The sequence below is a fragment of the Halogeometricum pallidum JCM 14848 genome, from assembly GCF_000337095.1.
Taxonomy (GTDB): domain Archaea; phylum Halobacteriota; class Halobacteria; order Halobacteriales; family Haloferacaceae; genus Halogeometricum; species Halogeometricum pallidum.
Genome location: NZ_AOIV01000042.1, coordinates 114,021 through 131,232, shown reverse-complemented (window position 1 = coordinate 131,232; position 17,212 = coordinate 114,021). Strand labels below are relative to the sequence as shown.

Here is a 17,212-nt window from a genome sequence, read left to right as displayed (position 1 = left end):
GTCCGACCGTCTAGTCGTCGGCCGCGGGTTCAGCATCGGGTTCGATGGGCGGCGCGCGCGCCTCTTCGTACTCGTCGGCCGCGGCGTGGATTCGGTCGCCCAGACCGGGCACCTCGTCGGGCGAGACGTCGCCGCCCTCCCGGATTTCGTCGAGGCTCCGGGGGAACTCGCGCAGTTCGTAGTGGATGGCGAGGCCGGCCTGCGCGCCCTTCCCCATCGCGACGGGGACCTGGTTGTGGCCGGGCGTGAGGTCGCCGACGGCGTAGACGCCCTCGGCGCTCGTCTCGCCGTCGTCGTCGACGGGAACCGTGCCGTCGTCGTTTATCTCGCAGCCGAGTTGCTCGGCGAGGTCGGTGTTGTACTTCGACCCGTACATCGGGAAGCCGCCGCGGTACTGTCTGACGACTCCATCTTCGAACTCGAACGACTCCAGCCAGCCGTTGTCCGATTTCGTCATCGAGGCGATTTCCTCCTCGACGACGTCGACGGGGTGTGCGCGCAGTTGCTCGTCGGTCTCATCGCTCCACTGCGGGTCCTCGCCGCGCAGGAGGAGGTCGACCTCGTCGGTGAAGTTGAGCATGATCATTGCGACGTGGGCCGCCGACTCGCCCGCGCCCATCACGAACACCGGTCGGTCGATGAACATGTACGCGTCGCAGTGCAGACAGTAGTGCAGGCCCTTGCCCGTGCGCGGCACCGGCGGGTCGGGTCGCTCGTCGTTGAACCCCATGCCGAGGACGACGCGGTCCGCGACGAACGCGGTGTCGTCGGCGACGAGGCGAAATCGGCCGTCGTCCAGTCGCGTCGCCTCCGAGACGAACCCCTGGTGGATGTCCGCGCCGTACGACTGAATCTGCTCGCGCCCCGTCCCGAGGAACTCGTTGCCTGAGACGTCTTCGGTGACGCCGACGACGTTGTGCGTGTCGAGCATCATCGCGGCGCGGCCGCCGCCGCGGTCCACGACGACGGTGTCGTGGCCCAGTCGGGCCGTGTACAGCGCCGCCTGCAGGCCCGCCGGACCGCCGCCGACCACCGCGACTTCGTACTCCTCCGCGTCGTCGATATCGGTCATGTGTTCCCCGATTACCGCCGAACCTTCTTAAACGCAAAGCACGCGTGCGACAGTGGTGGCCACCCGTCGCGCGGTAGCACGGGGCGGAGTCCGCCGGTGCCGGCGCTCAGGACTCGACGACGGCGTAGCAGTTGCCGCTGGAGACGAACGAGTCGACTACCGACAGGTCGGACGCCTCCAAATCGGCCGCGAACTCCTCGGCGTCGTAGATGTGGTAGTAGCGGGGGACGCGTTCGCCGCCGGGCAGCGTCCAGTCCACCGTCGTGTCGAACCCGCTTTCCCGACGGAACCGGTCGTGTTCGACCGACCACGCGCTGACGAGCGCTCGCCCGCCCGACGCGAGGACGCGCGCGAGTTCCGAGAGGCTGGTCACGCGCGCCTCGCGCGGGCGGAGGTGGTGCAGCGTCGCCACGTAGACGGCCACGGAGACGGTGTCGTCGGCCAGGGGGAGCGAGGAGGCGTCGCCCTGCACCAAGTCGGCCGCGAATCCACGCTCTGCGGCCCGTTTGCGCGCTTCTTCGAGGAGGCCGCGACTCGCGTCGAGGGCGACCACGCGCTCCGCGAACTCGGCCATCGCCTCGGCGTGCCGGCCGTTGCCGCATCCGAGGTCCAGTCCTCGAGTCGTCTCCGCCGCCGATTCGACCGTCGCGGCCGCCTCGGCCGCGTGGTCGTCGAGGAACGCCCGCACCTCCGGCCACGGATACTCGCGCGTCGAGGAGAAGTGTTCCGCGATGCGGTCGTACGTCTCGTGCGGCATCTCGGCGTCCGCGGGGGACTCCTCGCCGCCTCCCCCGCGCGACCCGTCGTCTCGGCCCATAATCGAGGGAGGCGAGCGGCGTACAAAGCCGCCCCGACTCGGAGCCGGCGGGTGGGACCGACTCAGAGGAAGAGAAACAGCGCGTACGACAGCGAGAGGAGGACGACGGCGTGCTTCAGCCCGTCGAACACGCGCCCCTCGCCGAGTTGGCCGGCGATGAGGCCCGAGCAGACGGCCTGAATCGACGCCGCGTGGAAGAACAGCAGTTCGTACGCGCCGGTGTTCACCGTGCTGAGGCCCGAGAACACGCCCGTCGAGACACCCTGCACCTCCCCGCCGCCTATCGCCGCCGACTGGCTCGCCGACTCGATGGCCGGGATGAACGCGAGCGTCAGGGTGACGACGATACCGAGGAAGACGAAAAACGAGATGTAGATGACGACGAGGTAGGTCAGCATCTCCTGTCGGCGTTCGCGGCGGAGGCGACGGCTGTCCTGCGCCTCGTTGGCGGCGATGCGAAGCACCGGCGCCACCTCGCCGCTGGCGGCGACGGCGTTCGTGATGAGCGTCACCGCGCGGGACACCGTCGGCGCGCGCGTCCGCCGGTCGAAGCCCTGGAGCGCCTCGCGGACGGAGGCGCCCCACTGCACGTCGCGCCGCGTGCGCCGGAGTTCCTCGGTGAGCGGACCGAGGTCGCTGTTCGCGAGGCGTTCGAGGCTCTTCACGATGGTGACTCCCGCCTCGTTGACGCTGGCCATCCGGTCGAGGAAGTCGGGCATCTCCCGCTCTATCGCCTTCAGCCGGCGCTTGCGGACCTCGTAGGCGACCGTCACGCCGGCCATCGAGAGGATAGCCAGTTCGACTATCGACCCGTCGACGACGGCGGCGAACGCCGACCACGTCCCCTCGGCGCCCGGCGCGACGGCCGCGCGGAGCGCTTCGACGGCGGCGCCCGCGTCGAGCGTGAGGGCGACCCAGAGCAGACCGACGGGGACGGTGACGAACAGCGTGTAGAGCGGCGCGTCGAGCATCGTCTGCGCCGGCCGCGCGAGCAGTCGCGTCACCGACGAGACGCGGTCGTACACCGCCAGCCGCTCGCGGTTGGCCCGCCACCGGTCGCCGGCGACGACGTCGGCGCCGCCGTCGGTGACCGTCGCCGGGGTCGTTCCGTTCGTCCCCCGTCCGGGAACGGCGTCCGACCCGGCGGCCGCGTCGTCGGCCGTCTCGCCGTCGGTGCCGTCCGCCCCGCCCGGTCCGCGGAGCGACTCGGTGACGCTGTCGACGTAGACGACGAACCCGGCGCTGGCCAGCGGTATCGCGACGTAGCTGACGATGCGGATGAGCGGGAGCGTGTCCTGCATGACGAGGCCGATGACGACGAGGATGGTGATGAAAAAGAGCGGCCCCGCCACGAGGACGGTGACGTACGCCTCGGCGAACGTGGCCAAGAGTTCGAGGTACTGCTCCTGTTGGGCCTCGGACTCCTCTTGAAACCGGTCGTACTGCTCGCGGAGGAACACCGAGAGGCTCTGCCCGCTGGCGAGCACGCTCGTGAGGTTCTGCGAGAAGTCGTCGAGCCGCTGGCTCGGCGTCCGCTCGGCCATCCGCTGGAGCGCCGTCGGCAGGTCCGTTCCGAACGTCTGGGCGTCTCGGACGGCGACGCCGAACTCCCGCGCCGCCTGGCCGTACACGCTCTGGTTCTCCGTCAGCGTCGTCAGCACCGTCTGGAACGGCATTCCCGACCGGGAGAGCGCGTAGACGAACGCGATGGTCTGCGGGAGCGTCGCGTCTATCTCGATGCGGCGGGCCCGCGCCCGTTGGGAGAGATACTGCCAGCGCGCGAGGTACGTCCCGAACGCCATCGCCGCCCCGACGGTGGCGCTGGAGGTGAGAAGCAGCAGGAACAGATGCATCGCGGAGAGGTCCGGAACCGACGCGAGCGACGCCAGGAACGACAGCGGACCGGGGACCGCCGCGCGGAGCGTCGACGCGGAGACGGCGAACGTTTGGACAACGAGGGCTGCGAGGTAGACGCCGAAGACGCTCCCCGAGACGCCCGCCACGCCGGCCATCAGGAGCGTCTTCGAGGCGTAGGCGCGGTGGCTCGTGCCGACGAACGCCGCGCGGAGCGACTCCTCCTGCCGCCTGCGCCGCGGACTCTCCCGCGTCACGTACCGCCCGAACAGGGGAAGCGAGAGGCGGGTGAGAAGCAGGTCCGCGCGGGGGCTCACCGGCGAGAGCGCCGCCGGGAGGCAGAACAGCACCGCGAGGACGAGCGGAAGGTAACCGACGGCCATACTACTCGTTCTCGCCTCCCGCGACGGCCAGATCGTCCGCGTCGCCGGCCTTCCCGCGGCCGCCGACCTCCGATTCGAGCCGCGACATCGCGCGCTCGGGGTCGGCGTAGTACTCGTTGACCAAGGCGGTGAACCGCCGGTAGTCGTCGGTGTCCGTCTCGACGAGGAGGCGGAGGAACCGCTCCCGGCGGGCCACCTCCCGGCGAAGGCGGGCGCGGTTCCAGCCGCGGTCGTTCTGAATCTCCGTGAGCAGCGCGGAGTTGCGCTGGGCGAACGTGTCCGTCTCGGCCTCCCAGGAGAACGCCCGCGAGTAGTCGAGTTCGCCGGTTCGCTGGTCGATGCCGCCTATCTCCCCGATGGCGCGGGAGCGTCTGACCCGTTCGCCGTCCGACCGGGTGAGCGTCTGGACGCACAGCAGGTCGAGCGACTGGACCATCGCGCGCGGGACGTTGATGGGTTCGTTCTCCAGTCGGTTGATGACCGTCTCGATACTGTCGGCGTGCATCGTCGAGAACGTCGTGTGACCGGTGTTCATCGCCTGGAACAGCGTCACGGCCTCCTCGCCGCGCACCTCCCCGACGATGATGAACTCGGGGCGGTGCCGAAGCGCCGACCGCAGCAGGTCGTACATGTCGATGTCCGACCCCTCGTGCGCCCGACTGCGCGTCACCGAGGAGAGCCAGTTGTCGTGGTGCAGGGAGAGTTCGCGGGTGTCCTCGATGGTCAGCACCTTCGAGCGCGGCGGGATGAACATCGACACCGCGTTCATCGCCGTCGTCTTCCCGGAGGCCGTCCCGCCGGCGAAGATGAGGCTCTTGTTGTGCTCGATGCAGAGCCACAGATAGGCCATCTGCTCGACGGAGAACGTGCCGAACCGCACGAGGTCGACGGGCGTGAACGGGTCGTCGGCGTACATCCGGATGGTGAACGCCGACCCGTGCGGCGTCACCTCCTCTCCGAGGGCGAGTTCCGCGCGCGACCCGTCCGGCAGCGTCGCCCCGACGACGGGGTCGCCGACGCTGACGTGCCGTCCCGACCGCTGGGCGAGGCGGACGACGAACCCGTCGAGTTCGGCCTTTCCGAAGGAGACGTTCGTCTCGATGTCGGTGTACTCGTCGTGGTAGGCGAATATCGGCAGGTCGTAGCCGTCGCAGGAGATGTCCTCGATGTGCGGGTCGGCCATCAGCGGGTCGATGCGTCCGTAGCCGCGGAAATCCCGGAGCAGGTAGTACGACAGGGTATGGAACGTCGCCATGTCGACGTCGAGGCCGTACTGTTCGAGCAACGCCCGCAGTTCGCGGCGGACCGTCGCCTCGTCGGCGGCCGTCTCCGACCCGTACAACAGGGGGTCGCGGATGTCCTCGCGGACGCGTTCGAGCACCTCCCCCTGGAAGTCGTCCAGGTCCGGTTCGACCGCGTAGTAGCGGTGCGTGCTCGCCTCGTCGTCGTAGGTGAGAACGACGTAGGCGTACGGCGCGTTCACCCAGTAGCGGTCGACGACGTCCTCGCCGTCCGGCACCTCGAACGAGGCGAGTTCGCCGTCCGCGGGTCGGTACGGTCGCACGTCGATGTTCGACCCGCGGAGCACCTCGGCGGCGCGCACGAGTCGGCGCCGCACGTCCGCGAAGGCGGCCGCGAATCCGGACCGTTCCGGCGGGGTCGAATCCGCCGGCTCTTCGGACGCCGTCGCGCCGGTATCGCGCGCCGGACCGCCGTACTCCGCCGATGCGGCGTCCGTCTGTTCCCCCGTCTCCCCCATGTCTAAGTCCCTCTCTGACATTGCGTCCACGTCCGATACGTCACCGACACTTGCGCTCGAAGCGACTTAACATAATGGGTGAATTTCACACCCGTCGGTGTCGCGCGGGACGTTCAGGTCCGGTCGACCGTCAGGAGCACTCCCGCGAACGCGAGGTAGAAGACGACGCCGACGGGGAGGGGGACGCCGGGGAACCCGCGGGTGACGAGGAGGTAGGTGGCGACGGCGAGGACGACGCCGCCGAGTCCGAGGAGTGCGCCCAGGAGGCGGACCGGGTCGACGGGACCGGACTCGAACGCCTCCTCGCGGGCGTAGTAGGCGACGGAGGCGGCGACGGCGACGGCCAGCACCGTCGCGCCGACGACCCACACCTCGTAGGCGAGTCGGATGGAGTTGCCGACCTGGAAGGCGACGGCGGAGAGGGGGTCGGAGACGGCCACCGCGTCGGCGAACGGGACGCCGAAGGCGTATCGAATCTGGAAGAAGGGGAACCGGACGAACAGCACCGACCCCCCGGAGACGTCGGGGGAGTACGTTACGTTCCACGGCAGCAGCGCCGACAGCCACGTCAGGACGACGGAGAGCGGTCCCGCGTACTCCGAGCGGACCCAGACCATGGCGGATGGGTGCGAGCGATCCGGTAAAAGCTACCGACTCCGGTTCCCGCCGCCCGTCGGCGGATTCCCCGCACAGCGTCTCAGTCGCACGAAGTGTGTTGGGGCGTTACGTTCATACACCGTGGCGCCCAAAATCGAGGTACGGAATGAGGCGCGACTACTTCGAGTTGGACGTTAAACAAATTGACTGGGTCGAGACGGGCGGATCCCCCGAGAAACCGTTAGTCCGTATCGACTTTCACGGTCCGGAGGAGACGCTCACGGACCGACTCACCGACCCCGACGGGGAACTCCTCGACGACGCCGAGACGGACGTGGCGTTCCGTCTGCAGGGCGACGTCGACGACCCCGGCGCATCGGGCGTGGTGAGCGTCACGAACCGCATCACCGGTGACTTCGTCCTCGAACTGAACGAGGACGCGGACGACGTGCTCCGATTCATCCGCGCGGCGCGAGAGTACGGTAAATCCGCCGACGGGGAGGACGGACAGTATCGGGTCGAAATACGAACGGACGGCGGCGAGACGGTCATCTACGAGAAGCGGACGTTTCTCGTGTACGACTCCGAGGGGAACCTGCTTCGCGGGCACAGTCTCATCCCCTCGGGCGTCGAACTCTGAACCCGTGCGGTCCTTCGCGCGGCGGACGTGAAACCGCACCGAATATATCCCTCTCCTCGCTACGTAGCGTCGTGGAGAACGTAACCGACCGCACGAGCAACCCCTTCGGGATGAAGCCCCCGTGCGAACGGTTCGTTCCGGGATACGGCGACGCCAACGCGGATTTTCACGTCATCGGCGACTACCCCGGCGTTCACGGCGGGGAGACGACGGGCGTCCCCTTCACCGACGAACCGTCCATCCGCCTGCAGGCGGCCCTCGCGGAGGGAGGGCTCTTGGAGGCGACCGGCGACCGACCGACCGTCTCGAAAACGTTCCTCTCGTATCTACACATGTGCGTCTCCGAGGACACCCCCTCGCAGAGCGACTACGACGACATGGAACGCTTCTTCGACGCCGAACTGCGCGCCATCGCCGCGCACGTCCTCCTGCCCGTGGGCGCGCGAGCGACGACGTACGTCTTGGAGAACTACACCGCGCAGGCCCGCAAGATAACGGTCGACATGGAGGAACTACACGGCACCGAGATACGCGGAAGCGGGTTCCTCGTGCTTCCCATCGCCGACCCCGGCGAGTGGGACGACACCCACCACGACCGACTCGTCGAGGCCATCGACGTCCTCACGTCGACGGATTTCCGACGGGAGACGGACCTCGGACGCTTCACCGCCGGCGGCGACCCCTATCTCGTTCGGTAACGCGGCTCACGCCCGCTATTCTCACGGTATAACCCACCACGCTTGCGGATTCTGTGGATTAGTGGCCAGAATGACGTTCGATTAAGGAGTAAAGACCATTACAATTGAACGTGTTTTTGGTTTTATGTTCAAATACGGGACGAACACCCATCATATGACCGGTACTCGGAGTGGAGTTAGAAGGAATTGGCATCAACACAGGATTTTTCACTACAACCGTCAAAGCGGGTAGTGACGCGCGTGGTACTAACCACCGGGCGCGTCAGGTAAGGAACTGCGAGACTGGTGCTCTTCGCAGTGGCTTGGTCAGTCCGGGGTCCGCGTTCGCCGCGGTCCCCGCTTCCTTCTCGGAACGATACGCTTCAGTCGAGACGCCGCACGTCGATACCGCCGTTCCCCGCCCGGAGCGTCAGCGACGGGCCGCCGTCGCCGAGGGTCCCCGCGACGCGCGTCGGCGAGACGGTGGCGTCCGTGAGTTCGAGGCCGGAGACGTCGACGCCGCCGTTGGTCACGCGCGCCTCGAGCGCCGCGTCGAGGTCCGGAGCGACGGCCGCGTCGATGCTCCCGTTCGACGCGCTGACCTCCGTGTCGCCGCGTATCGCCGGAATCTCGACGTCGATACCGCCGTTACCGGCGGTGACTCCGTCGATGCCGCCGACGTCGCTCGCACTGACGCCGCCGTTGCCGGCCGCGAGCGTCAGGAACCCTGGCATCCCCGCGGCGCGGACCCCGCCGTTGCTCGCGCGGAGCGTCGCGTCCCCGGAGACGCCCTCGGCGTCGACGCCGCCGTTGGTCGTCTCCGCGAGGAGCAACGCCATCGACGACGGGAGTTCGACGGTGAGGTCCGTCGTGACCCGGTTGACTCCCGGCGGGTAGACTGCCTCGAGCGTCAGAACGCCGTCGGTGACCGACCGGTTCACCGTCACTCGGTCGAGGACGTCTTCGTCGACGTTGAACCCCCGCTTTACCACCTCGACGCGGACCGCCTCGCCCTCGCCGGCGCGGACGGTCACGCCGCCGTTCCGGTTCGACACGCGCGCGCCGGTGGCGTCCGACGGCGTCACCTCGAAGGACTCTTCGACCTGCGTCGACAGTCCGGGGGCGGTGCATCCGGCGAGGGCGCCGACGGCGCCCGCGCCCGCCGCGGCCAGCAGTCGGCGACGGCTCAGGGGTTCGACGGGTTCGACCATGCCCGAAAGTGGTCAACCGGAGGATAAGAAACCCGGCGTCAGAGCTGGTCGGCCGCGCGGCGCAGGGCGTCGTACCCGCCCGTCCGGAGGGGGTCGCCGTGGCCGACGCAGGCGACCTCGAACGAACCGATCCGTTCGACGAGGTCGGTCAGGCTCTTCTCGTTGCGGTCCACGTCGTAGCACATCAGCCACGGCAGCGGTTCCAGTTCGCCGTCGGACTCCCGGACTAAGTCGCCGAGAAACGCCGCCCCGTGGCCCGGGTGGTGGTAGACGACGTGGCCGGGCGTGTGGCCGGGCGTCCGGTAGGTGACGAAGCCGCCAACCTCGTCGCCGTCGCTGACGCGGACCACCTCGTTCGTCGGCGCGTCGACGAACAGGCGGAGGGCGCGTTGGAGCGCTCCCTTGTGGTTCCCGGCGGGCGGGTCTGCGTCGCCGAGGAGAAAGGAAGCGTCCGGTTCGGCCGCGTGTATCGGCACGTCCTCGTCGAGTCCGAGCGTGGCGAGCGTTCCGACGTGGTCGACGTCGAAGTGCGTGAGGAGCACGCGGTCGATGTCCGAGGGGTCCACCGCCGCGGAAGAAAGCATCTCGAGCATCCGCTCTCCGTCCCACGGCGTCCCGGCGTCGACGAGCGTCAGCGTCCCGTCGTCGTCGACGAGGTAGGCGTTCACGCCGCGACAGCGGAACCGACGCACTGCTCCGGATTCGAGAGTCATACGGTCCGTTCGGCCCGGAGCGACAAAAAGTCGGGTTCTCCCCCGGTTCGGTCGCCGCCTCCGCGTCAGTTCGGCGCGAACAGCGTCCGCCCCACGTCGACGAGGAAGGCGGTCACCGCGAGAGCGGGGACGGCGACGACGAGAGCGAGCGTGAGACCCGCGGCCGGGGCGACGACGAGGGGTCCGAGCGCGAGCGACGCGAGCGGCGCAAGCGCCCCCAGCGGGTAGAGATACAGCGAGAGGCCGGCCGTCCCGTGACGGAACCGGAGGGCGAACGCGACGAAGACGGCGGCGAGGAGCGCCGCGCCGAGGGGGAACGCGAGCGCCGGACCCGGCGCGGACCCGGCGGCGTCGAGCGCGAACGCCCCCGGCGACGCGAGGCCGGCGTCGGCGAGAAGCGCCGAGGCGGGCGAGGTTTCGACCGCCGCGGCGAACGACGAGAGCGCGGCGGCGTTCGCCCGGAGATAGACCGCGAGACCGGCGAGGTAGACGACGCCCGCGAGCAACGAGGCGGCCCACGCGTACCACAGCGACCGGGGCGCAGAGGCGGCCGACGCCGACGACACGGTGGCCGAAGAGACCGACCCGGCGCCGCCGGATCCGGCCGCGGACGCCGACCCCGCGCGAGTCGAGCGGTTCGCGGAGTGGGCGGCGCCCGTCCGCGAGGGACCGGTCGTCGAGCGGGACCGACCGGTCGACTCCGCCCGCGACCGACCGGCGTCGCGGGTCCGACCGCCGGTTCGAGCACTCGCCCCCGCCGACCGGGTGCGGTCCGCCGAGGAGTCGGCGGACGCTCCCGACGCGGAACCGGCGGACCCGCCGCCGGCCGCGGCGGCGCGCTTCTGCCACCGTCCGCCGCCGTCGTCTCGGCGCTCCATGCCGGCCGTCGGGAGGCCGTCGAGTCGCTCGGCCACGTACCGCTCGTGGCCCATCCGGTCGTACGCCGCACGCTTCGTCTCGTCGGAGAGCACCTCGTAGGCCGCTCGGAGGGTCTTGAACTGCACGCCCGCCCGTGCGTCGTCGTTCACGTCCGGGTGGTACTCCCGGGCCTTCCCGCGCCACGCCCGCTTGACGTCGGCCGGGGCGGCGTCCTCGGAGACCCCCAGCAGGTCGTAGAAATCGTCCATTCGATCATCATAAGATACGAATTTCACTGATTTTAATGTATCGGAGGATACACAGTCAGCTCGCAGACACGAGTGCGGCCACGCCGAACAGGAAGAGCGCTCCGACGACGGCGACGGCGGCGGCGTATCCGTGTATCTGCCAGGCGCGCCTCAGATCCGCGCGCCGGGCCGCGTCGTCGGTCACCCGCCGCCTGTCGTTCCCGCCGGCCGACACGTCGTAGATGCCGAGCGAGGCGAACCCGGTGCAGAATCGGAATCGGGTCTGGAAGTAGCCCTCCGCCGCCCCGAACAGGGGGAACGCCGCGAGCGCCAGCGCCCACCAGGGGCCGTCGAACCCGAACACCCACGTCACGAGTCCGAGCGTGAGGAGGGCGGCGACGGCGCCGAGGAGGGCGCGTCGGCGCTGTTCGGCCTCGCCGATGTTGCACTCACCGGGCCGGTACTCGACCATGGCAGAACGTGGACCGTCGACGGGTGAAACCTTACCGCTCGAGGCGCGCTCCTCCGGTTCCGAGACGCCGCGGCGCCTCGCTCTCCGGGATGCCAACCCTCAACACCGTACGCGCCGTCGCGCGTGATATGGACCTCCATCGCATCCGACTCGGGAACACAGTGTTCGAGGGGCGGAACAACGCGTACCTCCTGCCCGGCGAAGAGACGACGCTCGTGGACGCAGGGGCGTCGCTCGGAGAAATTCGGGCCGACCTGGACGCCGGACTCGACGAAGCGGGTCTCGACGTGACCGACATCGACCAGATTCTGCTCACCCACTGGCACGCCGACCACGCCGGCCTCGCGGGCGAACTCCAGGCAGAGAGCGGCGCGGTCGTTCGCGCGCACGAGGCGGACGCCCCCCTCGTCGCGGGCGAGGAGTCGGCCGTCTCGGCCGAACGCGACCTGCGACAGCGCCGGTTCGAGGAGTGGGGCGTTCCCGACGGCAAACGCGCGGAGTTGGCCGGCTACCTCGACACGCACGAGGACTTGGAGGGCGAACCGGCCGACGTCGTCTCGATGACCGACGGCGACCGTCTACCCGCCGGCGACGGCGAACTCGAAGTCGTCCACCTGCCCGGTCACGCCGCGGGGTTGGTCGCGTTCGCCTTCGAGGCCGACGGTGAGGGCGAGAGCGGGGAGGCGACCGAACGGGCGTTCGTCGGCGACGCCATCCTCCCGAAGTACACGCCGAACGTCGGCGGCGCGGACCTCCGCGTTGAGCGACCGCTGCAGACGTACGTCGACAGCCTCCTCGCCCTCGTCGACCGCGACCTCTCGCGCGCCTTTCCGGGACACCGCGACCCTATCGAGGACCCCTCGGACCGCGCGCTGACCATCCTCGACCACCACCGCGACCGAACCCGACGCGTCGTGGACGTTCTGGACGAGCACGGCCCCCTCGACGCGTGGACGGTCAGCGCCCGCCTGTTCGGGGAGTTGGAGAACATCCACATCCTGCACGGCCCCGGCGAGGCGTGGGCGCACCTCGACCACCTCGTCCACGCGGACGTGGCGGCCCGCGACGGCGACGAGTACCGACTGGTCGAGTCCGACCCCGACGTGTCGGCGCTATTTCCCGAGTAGCGTCCGTCGCGAGCGACGCGCCGTCCGGTCCGGCCGGGGGAACTATGGAAACGGCCGACGGTTAGTCGACCGTGCCATCACACACTGAGTGGACGGAGCGGCAGGACTCGGCGACCGTCGACGTCGACGGACACGACCTCGACGTGGCGTTCTACGACGAGGGGTCGGGCGACCCCGTCGTGCTCCTTCACGGGATTCCGACGTGGTCGTACCTCTGGCGCGACGTCGTCCCCGGCCTCGAAGACGAGCGCAGAGTGATCGTCCCCGACATGGTCGGCTACGGCAACTCGTCGATGGAGGACGGCTTCGACCGGTCGATCCGAGCGCAGGAGGAGATGGTCGACGGGTTGCTCGACGAACTCGGTGTCGAGACGGTCTCGTTCGTCGGGCACGACCTCGGCGGCGGCGTCGGCCTCCGGTACGCGTCGCACCGACCGGACGCCGTCGACGAACTCGTCCTCTCGAACGCCGTCGCGTACGACTCGTGGCCGATCGGGACCGTCGCGAACCTCGGGTTGCCGTCGACGGTCGAGGAGAACGGCGTCGACGGCCTGCAGGAGATGCTCGACGGCCTGTACCGGAAGACGCTCTTCGACGACGACCCGAGCGAGGAGTTCGTCGAGGGGATGAAAGCGCAGTGGCGGTCCGAACGAGCGGCGGTCTCCCTGTGCCGAAACGCCGTCGCGACGAACACGAACCACACGACCGAACTCGACTACGGGGCCATCGCCGCCGAGACGCTCCTGCTCTGGGGGACGGACGACGAGTTCCAACCCGTCTCGTACGCCGAGCGACTCCGGGACGACCTGAGCGGCGCCGAGGTGAGGGGACTCGACGACGCGGAGCACTGGGTGATGCAGGACCGACCGGACGCCTACCGCGAGGAGTTGCGGTCGTTTCTCGTCGAGTAGACGGAGACGAAATACTGAAACGCCGCCACCGGAAAGGGGAGTGCATGGAACTGCGGGTCATCAACAAGACGGACGAGGAACTCCGCCTCGAAATCGCGGGCGAGGACCACACCTTCATGAACGTCATCAAAGGCGCCCTGCTGGAGACATCGGGCGTCGCCGCGGCGACGTACGACATGAACCCCGAGCAGTCGGGCGGCCAGACCGACCCCATCCTCTCGGTGAGGACCGAACCGGGCACGGACCCGCTCGACGCCCTCGGGGACGCCACCCGGCGCGTGCAGGACCTCTCGGCGGACTTCACGAACGAGTTCGAAGCCGCGCTGTAGCGGTCTCGGTTACTCGGGGCGGTACGTCTTCTCGCCGGCGCGAATCGGCACGTCCAGCCAGTTCTCCATCGGAACGAGCGGACACTCGTAGCGTTCGCTGTAGGCGCAGAACGGGTTGTACGCCGCGTTGAAATCGAGAACCCAGGCGTCGCCCTCTCGGTCGTCGGGGTCCTCTAAGTCCAGATACCGCCCCGCGCCGTACGTCTCCTCGCCGCTGGTCTCGTCGCGGAACGGCACCCACAGGCGGCGCTCGTCGGGGTCAGAGCGGTAGGCGTCGAGCGTCACCTCTTCCCCTCGGACCTCGAAGGCGAACGACCCCCACACGAGGTAGTCGCGTTCGCCGTCGGTCGTCGTCTCGACGGTGATGGTCTCTTTCGTCTCGTACTCGTCGAGTTCGACGGCGAAGCGGTAGGACTCGTTCGGGTCGAAGTAGGAGAGGCCGTCGAACGACTCGCGCTGGTCGGCCGGAATCGGCGAATTCGGGTCGCGCGCGAAGTACTCGTCCTTGTGCTCGCGGTTCGTCAGTAGCGCTTCGCGCCACGCGTCGGTGTCGAGCGAACTCATGGAAGACGGTACGCGCTCCGGAGACTTGAACGCAGTTGCGGCCTGCGCCGGCGCCGCACGACCGAATAAGGTCCGAACGGGTCGGTCGCCTCGGTTCAGAGTCTGACGGGCACGTCGCGTTCGTCGAGGTAGTCTTTCACGTCGCGGATGGAGTACTCGCCGAAGTGGAAGATGGACGCCGCGAGGCCGGCGTCGGCGTTCGCCTCGGTGAACACCTCGTACATGTCCTCGGGGCCGCCGCACCCCGAGGAGGCGATGACCGGCGTCGACACCTCGTCGCAGACGGCCTTCGTGAGGGGGATGTCGTAGCCGTCCTTCGTCCCGTCGGCGTCGATGGAGTTGACGAACAGTTCGCCCGCGCCGCGGGACTCCGCCTCGCTGGCCCACTCGACCACGTCGATGTCCGTCCCCTCGCGGCCGCCCTTGACGGTGCACTCGAACCAGCAGGACTCGCCGTCCACCTCGGCGTAGTACTCTCCCGCCTCGTCGTAGCGTCGGCGGGCGTCCACCGAGATGACGATGCACTGCGACCCGAACGCCCGCGCCCCCTCGGTCACCAACGCGGGGTTCTGGAGCGCCGCGGTGTTGATAGACACCTTGTCGGCCCCCGCCCGGAGCGTCTCTTTGATGTCCTCGCGGGTGCGGATACCGCCGCCGACGGTCAGCGGGATGAACACCTCGTCGGCGACGCGGGAGACGGTGTCGAGCATCGTCGCGCGACCCTCGGCGGAGGCGGTGATGTCGAGGAAGACGAACTCGTCGGCGCCGGCCTCGTTGTACCGCTTGGCCATCTCCACCGGGTCGCCGGTGTACTTCAGGTCCTCGAAGTTGACGCCGGTGTAGACGGCGGGGTTCCCGTCGTCGTCCAAGTCGACATCGATACAGGGGATGATACGCTTCGTGAGCATTCCTTGCTACCGGGTTCGCGTATGGGCCGTTTGACGGTTTCGACTGTCGCCGTCCTTGCGCCGAACGCGACGAGGACGCCACGAACGTTCATATACGGGGAGGCGGCCAGCGTCGCCGTGCGCTGATAGACGACCCGGCGCGTCCGCGGACGTGCGGCACGCCGCGCCGGGAGCAAACTCCGTGTCGCCCGTTCGCCCTACGCCAGTCGGTAGACGCGCGCCTCCCACGGCCGCAGTTCGAGCGTGCCGGCCAGTCCGTCGCGGGTCGCGTAACCGTAGTTGCTCAGTTCCAGCGTCGCCTCCCCCACGAGGTCCGACGGCACGACGTAGTTCGTCGTCTCGCCGGCGAAGTTGAGGACGACGAACAGCGTCTCCTCCGACAGCGTCCGCGTGTACGCCCAGAGACGTTCGTGCGAGGGCGTCCGCAGGTCGTAATCGCCGTAGACGACCACGTCGTTCTCGTGGCGGAACTCGACGAGGCGTCGGTAGTACTCGTACACCGACGACTCGTCGGCGCGTTCGGCCGCGGCGTTCACCTCGGCGTAGTTGGGGTTGACGGCTATCCACGGGTTGCTCTCCGAGAATCCGGCGTACTCGTCGTCGGACCACTGCATCGGCGTCCGCGCGTTGTNTTGGGGTTGACGGCTATCCACGGGTTGCTCTCCGAGAATCCGGCGTACTCGTCGTCGGACCACTGCATCGGCGTCCGCGCGTTGTCCCGGGAGCGATGGCGCACGAGGTCTAGCATCTCCTCGTCGGAGCTGATTCGCCCTTCGCGGCGCGCCATCTCGACGTTGCTCAGCGTGTCCACGTCCTGCACCTCCACGAGCGAATCGAAGGGGTAGTTGGTCATCCCGAGTTCCTCGCCCTGGTAGATGTACGGCGTCCCTCGGAGCGTGTGAGTGAGCGTCCCGAGCAGTTTCGCCGACTCCCGGCGGTACTCCCCGTCGTCTCCGAACCGCGAGACGGCGCGGGGTTCGTCGTGGTTGTTCAGATACAGCGAGTTCCACCCCTCCTCCTCGAGGCCGTTCTGCCACCGCGAGAGCGTCTCCCGGAAGTCGGAAAGCGACCACTCGCCCTTCGACCACCGGCCGCCGTCGGGGCCGAAGTCCAACCGGAGGTGGTCGAAGTTGAACAGCATGCTCATCCCGTCGCCGTCCTCGCCGGTGTACCGCTTCGCCCGTTCGACGCTCACCTCCGCCATCTCCCCGACGGTCATCACGTCGTAGCCGTCGAACGCGTCGTGCATCTCCGAGACGTACTCGTGGACGCGGGGGCCGTTGACGAACTGGTCCGCGCCGCGGACGAGTGCGTCCGGGTCCTCGCCGTCGGGCAGGCCCTCGGGTTTGGAGATGAGGTTGATGACGTCCATCCGGAAGCCGTCGATACCCTTCTCCAGCCACCACACCATCATCTCGCACATCGACTCGCGGACGGCGGGATTGTCCCAGTTCAGATCCGGTTGCGTCTCGTCGAACAGGTGGAGATACCACTCCCCGGTGTCCTCGTGGTACGTCCACGCCGGCCCGCCGAAGAACGACCCCCAGTCGTTCGGCGGCAGTTCGCGGACGCCGGAGGGGAGTCGGTAGTCGGCGGGGTCGAACTCCGCCGCCGGGACGCCGGCCTCCTCGGGCGTCCGGCCCTCGCGCCAGATGTAGTAATCGCGGTACTCGGCGTCTTTCGATTCGAGGGCGTTCCGGAACCACTCGTGTTCGTCGGAGGTGTGGTTCACGACGAGGTCCATAATGAGACGCATCCCCCGGTCGTGGAGTCCCGCGAGGAGGTCCTCCCAGTCGGCCATCGTCCCGTACTCCGGGTCGATGGCGCGGTAATCGGCGATGTCGTAACCGTTGTCCATCTGCGGCGACTCGTACACCGGATTGAGCCACACCACGTCCACCCCGAGGCCGTCGAGGTAGTCGAGACGCTCGACGGCGCCGCGCAGGTCGCCGACCCCGTCTCCGTCGGCATCGTTGAAGCTCCGGGGGTACACCTGGTAGACGACCGCCTCCTTCCACCACGCGCGGTCGATGCCGGCCATACCGACAGAACGGGTGACTGTCGTTTGACTC

General features: G+C 68.7%; 18 protein-coding genes. 5 read left to right on the top strand and 13 right to left on the bottom strand.

Annotated features, from left to right (window positions below):
- Positions 1–10: 10 nt before the first annotated feature.
- The 5 genes from C474_RS18670 to C474_RS18650 all read right to left on the bottom strand — a co-directional run bounded on the left by C474_RS18670 (position 11) and on the right by C474_RS18650 (position 6,502).
- Complete coding sequence (locus tag C474_RS18670; RefSeq protein ID WP_008389604.1) at positions 11–1,072, bottom strand: NAD(P)/FAD-dependent oxidoreductase; 1,062 nt, start codon at positions 1,070–1,072, stop codon at positions 11–13.
- A 106-nt stretch (positions 1,073–1,178) separates the two neighbouring features.
- Positions 1,179–1,889: a class I SAM-dependent methyltransferase gene (locus C474_RS18665; RefSeq protein WP_008389603.1), complete on the bottom strand. Its 711-nt coding sequence runs from the start codon at positions 1,887–1,889 to the stop codon at positions 1,179–1,181.
- A gap of 62 nt (positions 1,890–1,951) precedes the next feature.
- Complete coding sequence (locus tag C474_RS18660) at positions 1,952–4,126, bottom strand: type II secretion system F family protein (RefSeq protein ID WP_008389602.1); 2,175 nt, start codon at positions 4,124–4,126, stop codon at positions 1,952–1,954.
- A 1-nt stretch (position 4,127) separates the two neighbouring features.
- Positions 4,128–5,885 (bottom strand): type II/IV secretion system ATPase subunit, encoded by a 1,758-nt coding sequence (locus C474_RS18655; protein ID WP_008389601.1) that lies wholly within the window; start codon positions 5,883–5,885, stop codon positions 4,128–4,130.
- Between the two features lie 113 nt (positions 5,886–5,998).
- The gene (locus tag C474_RS18650) at positions 5,999–6,502 is read right to left on the bottom strand and encodes a DUF7549 family protein (RefSeq protein WP_008389600.1); all 504 of its coding nucleotides are present in this window, start codon (positions 6,500–6,502) and stop codon (positions 5,999–6,001) included.
- A 146-nt stretch (positions 6,503–6,648) separates the two neighbouring features.
- Between C474_RS18650 and C474_RS18645 the strand changes: the two genes are divergently transcribed.
- The gene (locus C474_RS18645) at positions 6,649–7,122 is read left to right on the top strand and encodes a DUF5793 family protein (protein ID WP_008389599.1); all 474 of its coding nucleotides are present in this window, start codon (positions 6,649–6,651) and stop codon (positions 7,120–7,122) included.
- Between the two features lie 71 nt (positions 7,123–7,193).
- Positions 7,194–7,820, top strand: coding sequence for a uracil-DNA glycosylase family protein (locus C474_RS18640; protein WP_008389598.1), 627 nt, complete (start codon positions 7,194–7,196; stop codon positions 7,818–7,820).
- A gap of 362 nt (positions 7,821–8,182) precedes the next feature.
- Here the strand turns inward: C474_RS18640 and C474_RS18635 are convergent, their stop codons facing one another.
- From C474_RS18635 to C474_RS18620, 4 genes are all read right to left on the bottom strand, one after another.
- A complete protein-coding gene (locus C474_RS18635; protein WP_008389596.1) occupies positions 8,183–9,010 on the bottom strand; it encodes a DUF4097 family beta strand repeat-containing protein in 828 nt (275 codons plus the stop codon).
- A 38-nt stretch (positions 9,011–9,048) separates the two neighbouring features.
- Positions 9,049–9,723, bottom strand: coding sequence for an MBL fold metallo-hydrolase (locus C474_RS18630; RefSeq protein ID WP_049917178.1), 675 nt, complete (start codon positions 9,721–9,723; stop codon positions 9,049–9,051).
- 65 nt (positions 9,724–9,788) lie between these two features.
- Positions 9,789–10,850 carry a J domain-containing protein gene (locus C474_RS18625; RefSeq protein ID WP_008389594.1) on the bottom strand — a complete coding sequence of 354 codons (1,062 nt, stop codon included), beginning with the start codon at positions 10,848–10,850 and terminating at the stop codon, positions 9,789–9,791.
- Positions 10,851–10,905: 55 nt separating this feature from the next.
- Positions 10,906–11,301, bottom strand: coding sequence for a hypothetical protein (locus tag C474_RS18620; protein ID WP_008389593.1), 396 nt, complete (start codon positions 11,299–11,301; stop codon positions 10,906–10,908).
- Between the two features lie 128 nt (positions 11,302–11,429).
- Between C474_RS18620 and C474_RS18615 the strand changes: the two genes are divergently transcribed.
- From C474_RS18615 to C474_RS18605, 3 genes are all read left to right on the top strand, one after another.
- Positions 11,430–12,428 carry an MBL fold metallo-hydrolase gene (locus C474_RS18615; protein ID WP_008389592.1) on the top strand — a complete coding sequence of 333 codons (999 nt, stop codon included), beginning with the start codon at positions 11,430–11,432 and terminating at the stop codon, positions 12,426–12,428.
- A gap of 71 nt (positions 12,429–12,499) precedes the next feature.
- On the top strand, positions 12,500–13,339 hold the full coding sequence (locus C474_RS18610; RefSeq protein ID WP_008389591.1) for an alpha/beta fold hydrolase: 840 nt from the start codon (positions 12,500–12,502) through the stop codon (positions 13,337–13,339).
- 44 nt (positions 13,340–13,383) lie between these two features.
- Positions 13,384–13,668, top strand: coding sequence for a DNA-directed RNA polymerase subunit L (locus tag C474_RS18605; RefSeq protein ID WP_008389589.1), 285 nt, complete (start codon positions 13,384–13,386; stop codon positions 13,666–13,668).
- Positions 13,669–13,677: 9 nt separating this feature from the next.
- On the opposite strand, the gene C474_RS18600 is transcribed toward C474_RS18605, so the two are convergent.
- The 4 genes from C474_RS18600 to C474_RS18585 form a co-directional block, all read right to left on the bottom strand.
- The gene (locus tag C474_RS18600; RefSeq protein WP_008389587.1) at positions 13,678–14,232 is read right to left on the bottom strand and encodes a DUF1684 domain-containing protein; all 555 of its coding nucleotides are present in this window, start codon (positions 14,230–14,232) and stop codon (positions 13,678–13,680) included.
- A gap of 95 nt (positions 14,233–14,327) precedes the next feature.
- Positions 14,328–15,140 (bottom strand): imidazole glycerol phosphate synthase subunit HisF, encoded by an 813-nt coding sequence (gene hisF / locus C474_RS18595; RefSeq protein ID WP_008389586.1) that lies wholly within the window; start codon positions 15,138–15,140, stop codon positions 14,328–14,330.
- A gap of 197 nt (positions 15,141–15,337) precedes the next feature.
- The gene (locus C474_RS23390; protein WP_008389585.1) at positions 15,338–15,754 is read right to left on the bottom strand and encodes an alpha-amylase family glycosyl hydrolase; all 417 of its coding nucleotides are present in this window, start codon (positions 15,752–15,754) and stop codon (positions 15,338–15,340) included.
- The gene (locus tag C474_RS18585; protein WP_008389584.1) at positions 15,700–17,181 is read right to left on the bottom strand and encodes an alpha-glucosidase; all 1,482 of its coding nucleotides are present in this window, start codon (positions 17,179–17,181) and stop codon (positions 15,700–15,702) included. The genes C474_RS23390 and C474_RS18585 overlap by 55 nt, the downstream gene beginning before the upstream one ends.
- Positions 17,182–17,212 lie beyond the last annotated feature (31 nt).

Bases quoted from the DNA above. Each gene is read 5' to 3' on its own strand.
- C474_RS18670 (WP_008389604.1), bottom strand. From the start codon at position 1,072: ATGACCGATATCGACGACGCGGAGGAGTACGAAGTCGCGGTGGTCGGC.
- C474_RS18665 (WP_008389603.1), bottom strand. From the start codon at position 1,889: ATGGGCCGAGACGACGGGTCGCGCGGGGGAGGCGGCGAGGAGTCCCCC.
- C474_RS18660 (WP_008389602.1), bottom strand. From the start codon at position 4,126: ATGGCCGTCGGTTACCTTCCGCTCGTCCTCGCGGTGCTGTTCTGCCTC.
- C474_RS18655 (WP_008389601.1), bottom strand. From the start codon at position 5,885: ATGGGGGAGACGGGGGAACAGACGGACGCCGCATCGGCGGAGTACGGC.
- C474_RS18650 (WP_008389600.1), bottom strand. From the start codon at position 6,502: ATGGTCTGGGTCCGCTCGGAGTACGCGGGACCGCTCTCCGTCGTCCTG.
- C474_RS18645 (WP_008389599.1), top strand. From the start codon at position 6,649: ATGAGGCGCGACTACTTCGAGTTGGACGTTAAACAAATTGACTGGGTC.
- C474_RS18635 (WP_008389596.1), bottom strand. From the start codon at position 9,010: ATGGTCGAACCCGTCGAACCCCTGAGCCGTCGCCGACTGCTGGCCGCG.
- C474_RS18630 (WP_049917178.1), bottom strand. From the start codon at position 9,723: ATGACTCTCGAATCCGGAGCAGTGCGTCGGTTCCGCTGTCGCGGCGTG.
- C474_RS18625 (WP_008389594.1), bottom strand. From the start codon at position 10,850: ATGGACGATTTCTACGACCTGCTGGGGGTCTCCGAGGACGCCGCCCCG.
- C474_RS18620 (WP_008389593.1), bottom strand. From the start codon at position 11,301: ATGGTCGAGTACCGGCCCGGTGAGTGCAACATCGGCGAGGCCGAACAG.
- C474_RS18615 (WP_008389592.1), top strand. From the start codon at position 11,430: ATGGACCTCCATCGCATCCGACTCGGGAACACAGTGTTCGAGGGGCGG.
- C474_RS18605 (WP_008389589.1), top strand. From the start codon at position 13,384: ATGGAACTGCGGGTCATCAACAAGACGGACGAGGAACTCCGCCTCGAA.
- C474_RS18600 (WP_008389587.1), bottom strand. From the start codon at position 14,232: ATGAGTTCGCTCGACACCGACGCGTGGCGCGAAGCGCTACTGACGAAC.
- hisF (WP_008389586.1), bottom strand. From the start codon at position 15,140: ATGCTCACGAAGCGTATCATCCCCTGTATCGATGTCGACTTGGACGAC.
- C474_RS23390 (WP_008389585.1), bottom strand. From the start codon at position 15,754: ATGCAGTGGTCCGACGACGAGTACGCCGGATTCTCGGAGAGCAACCCG.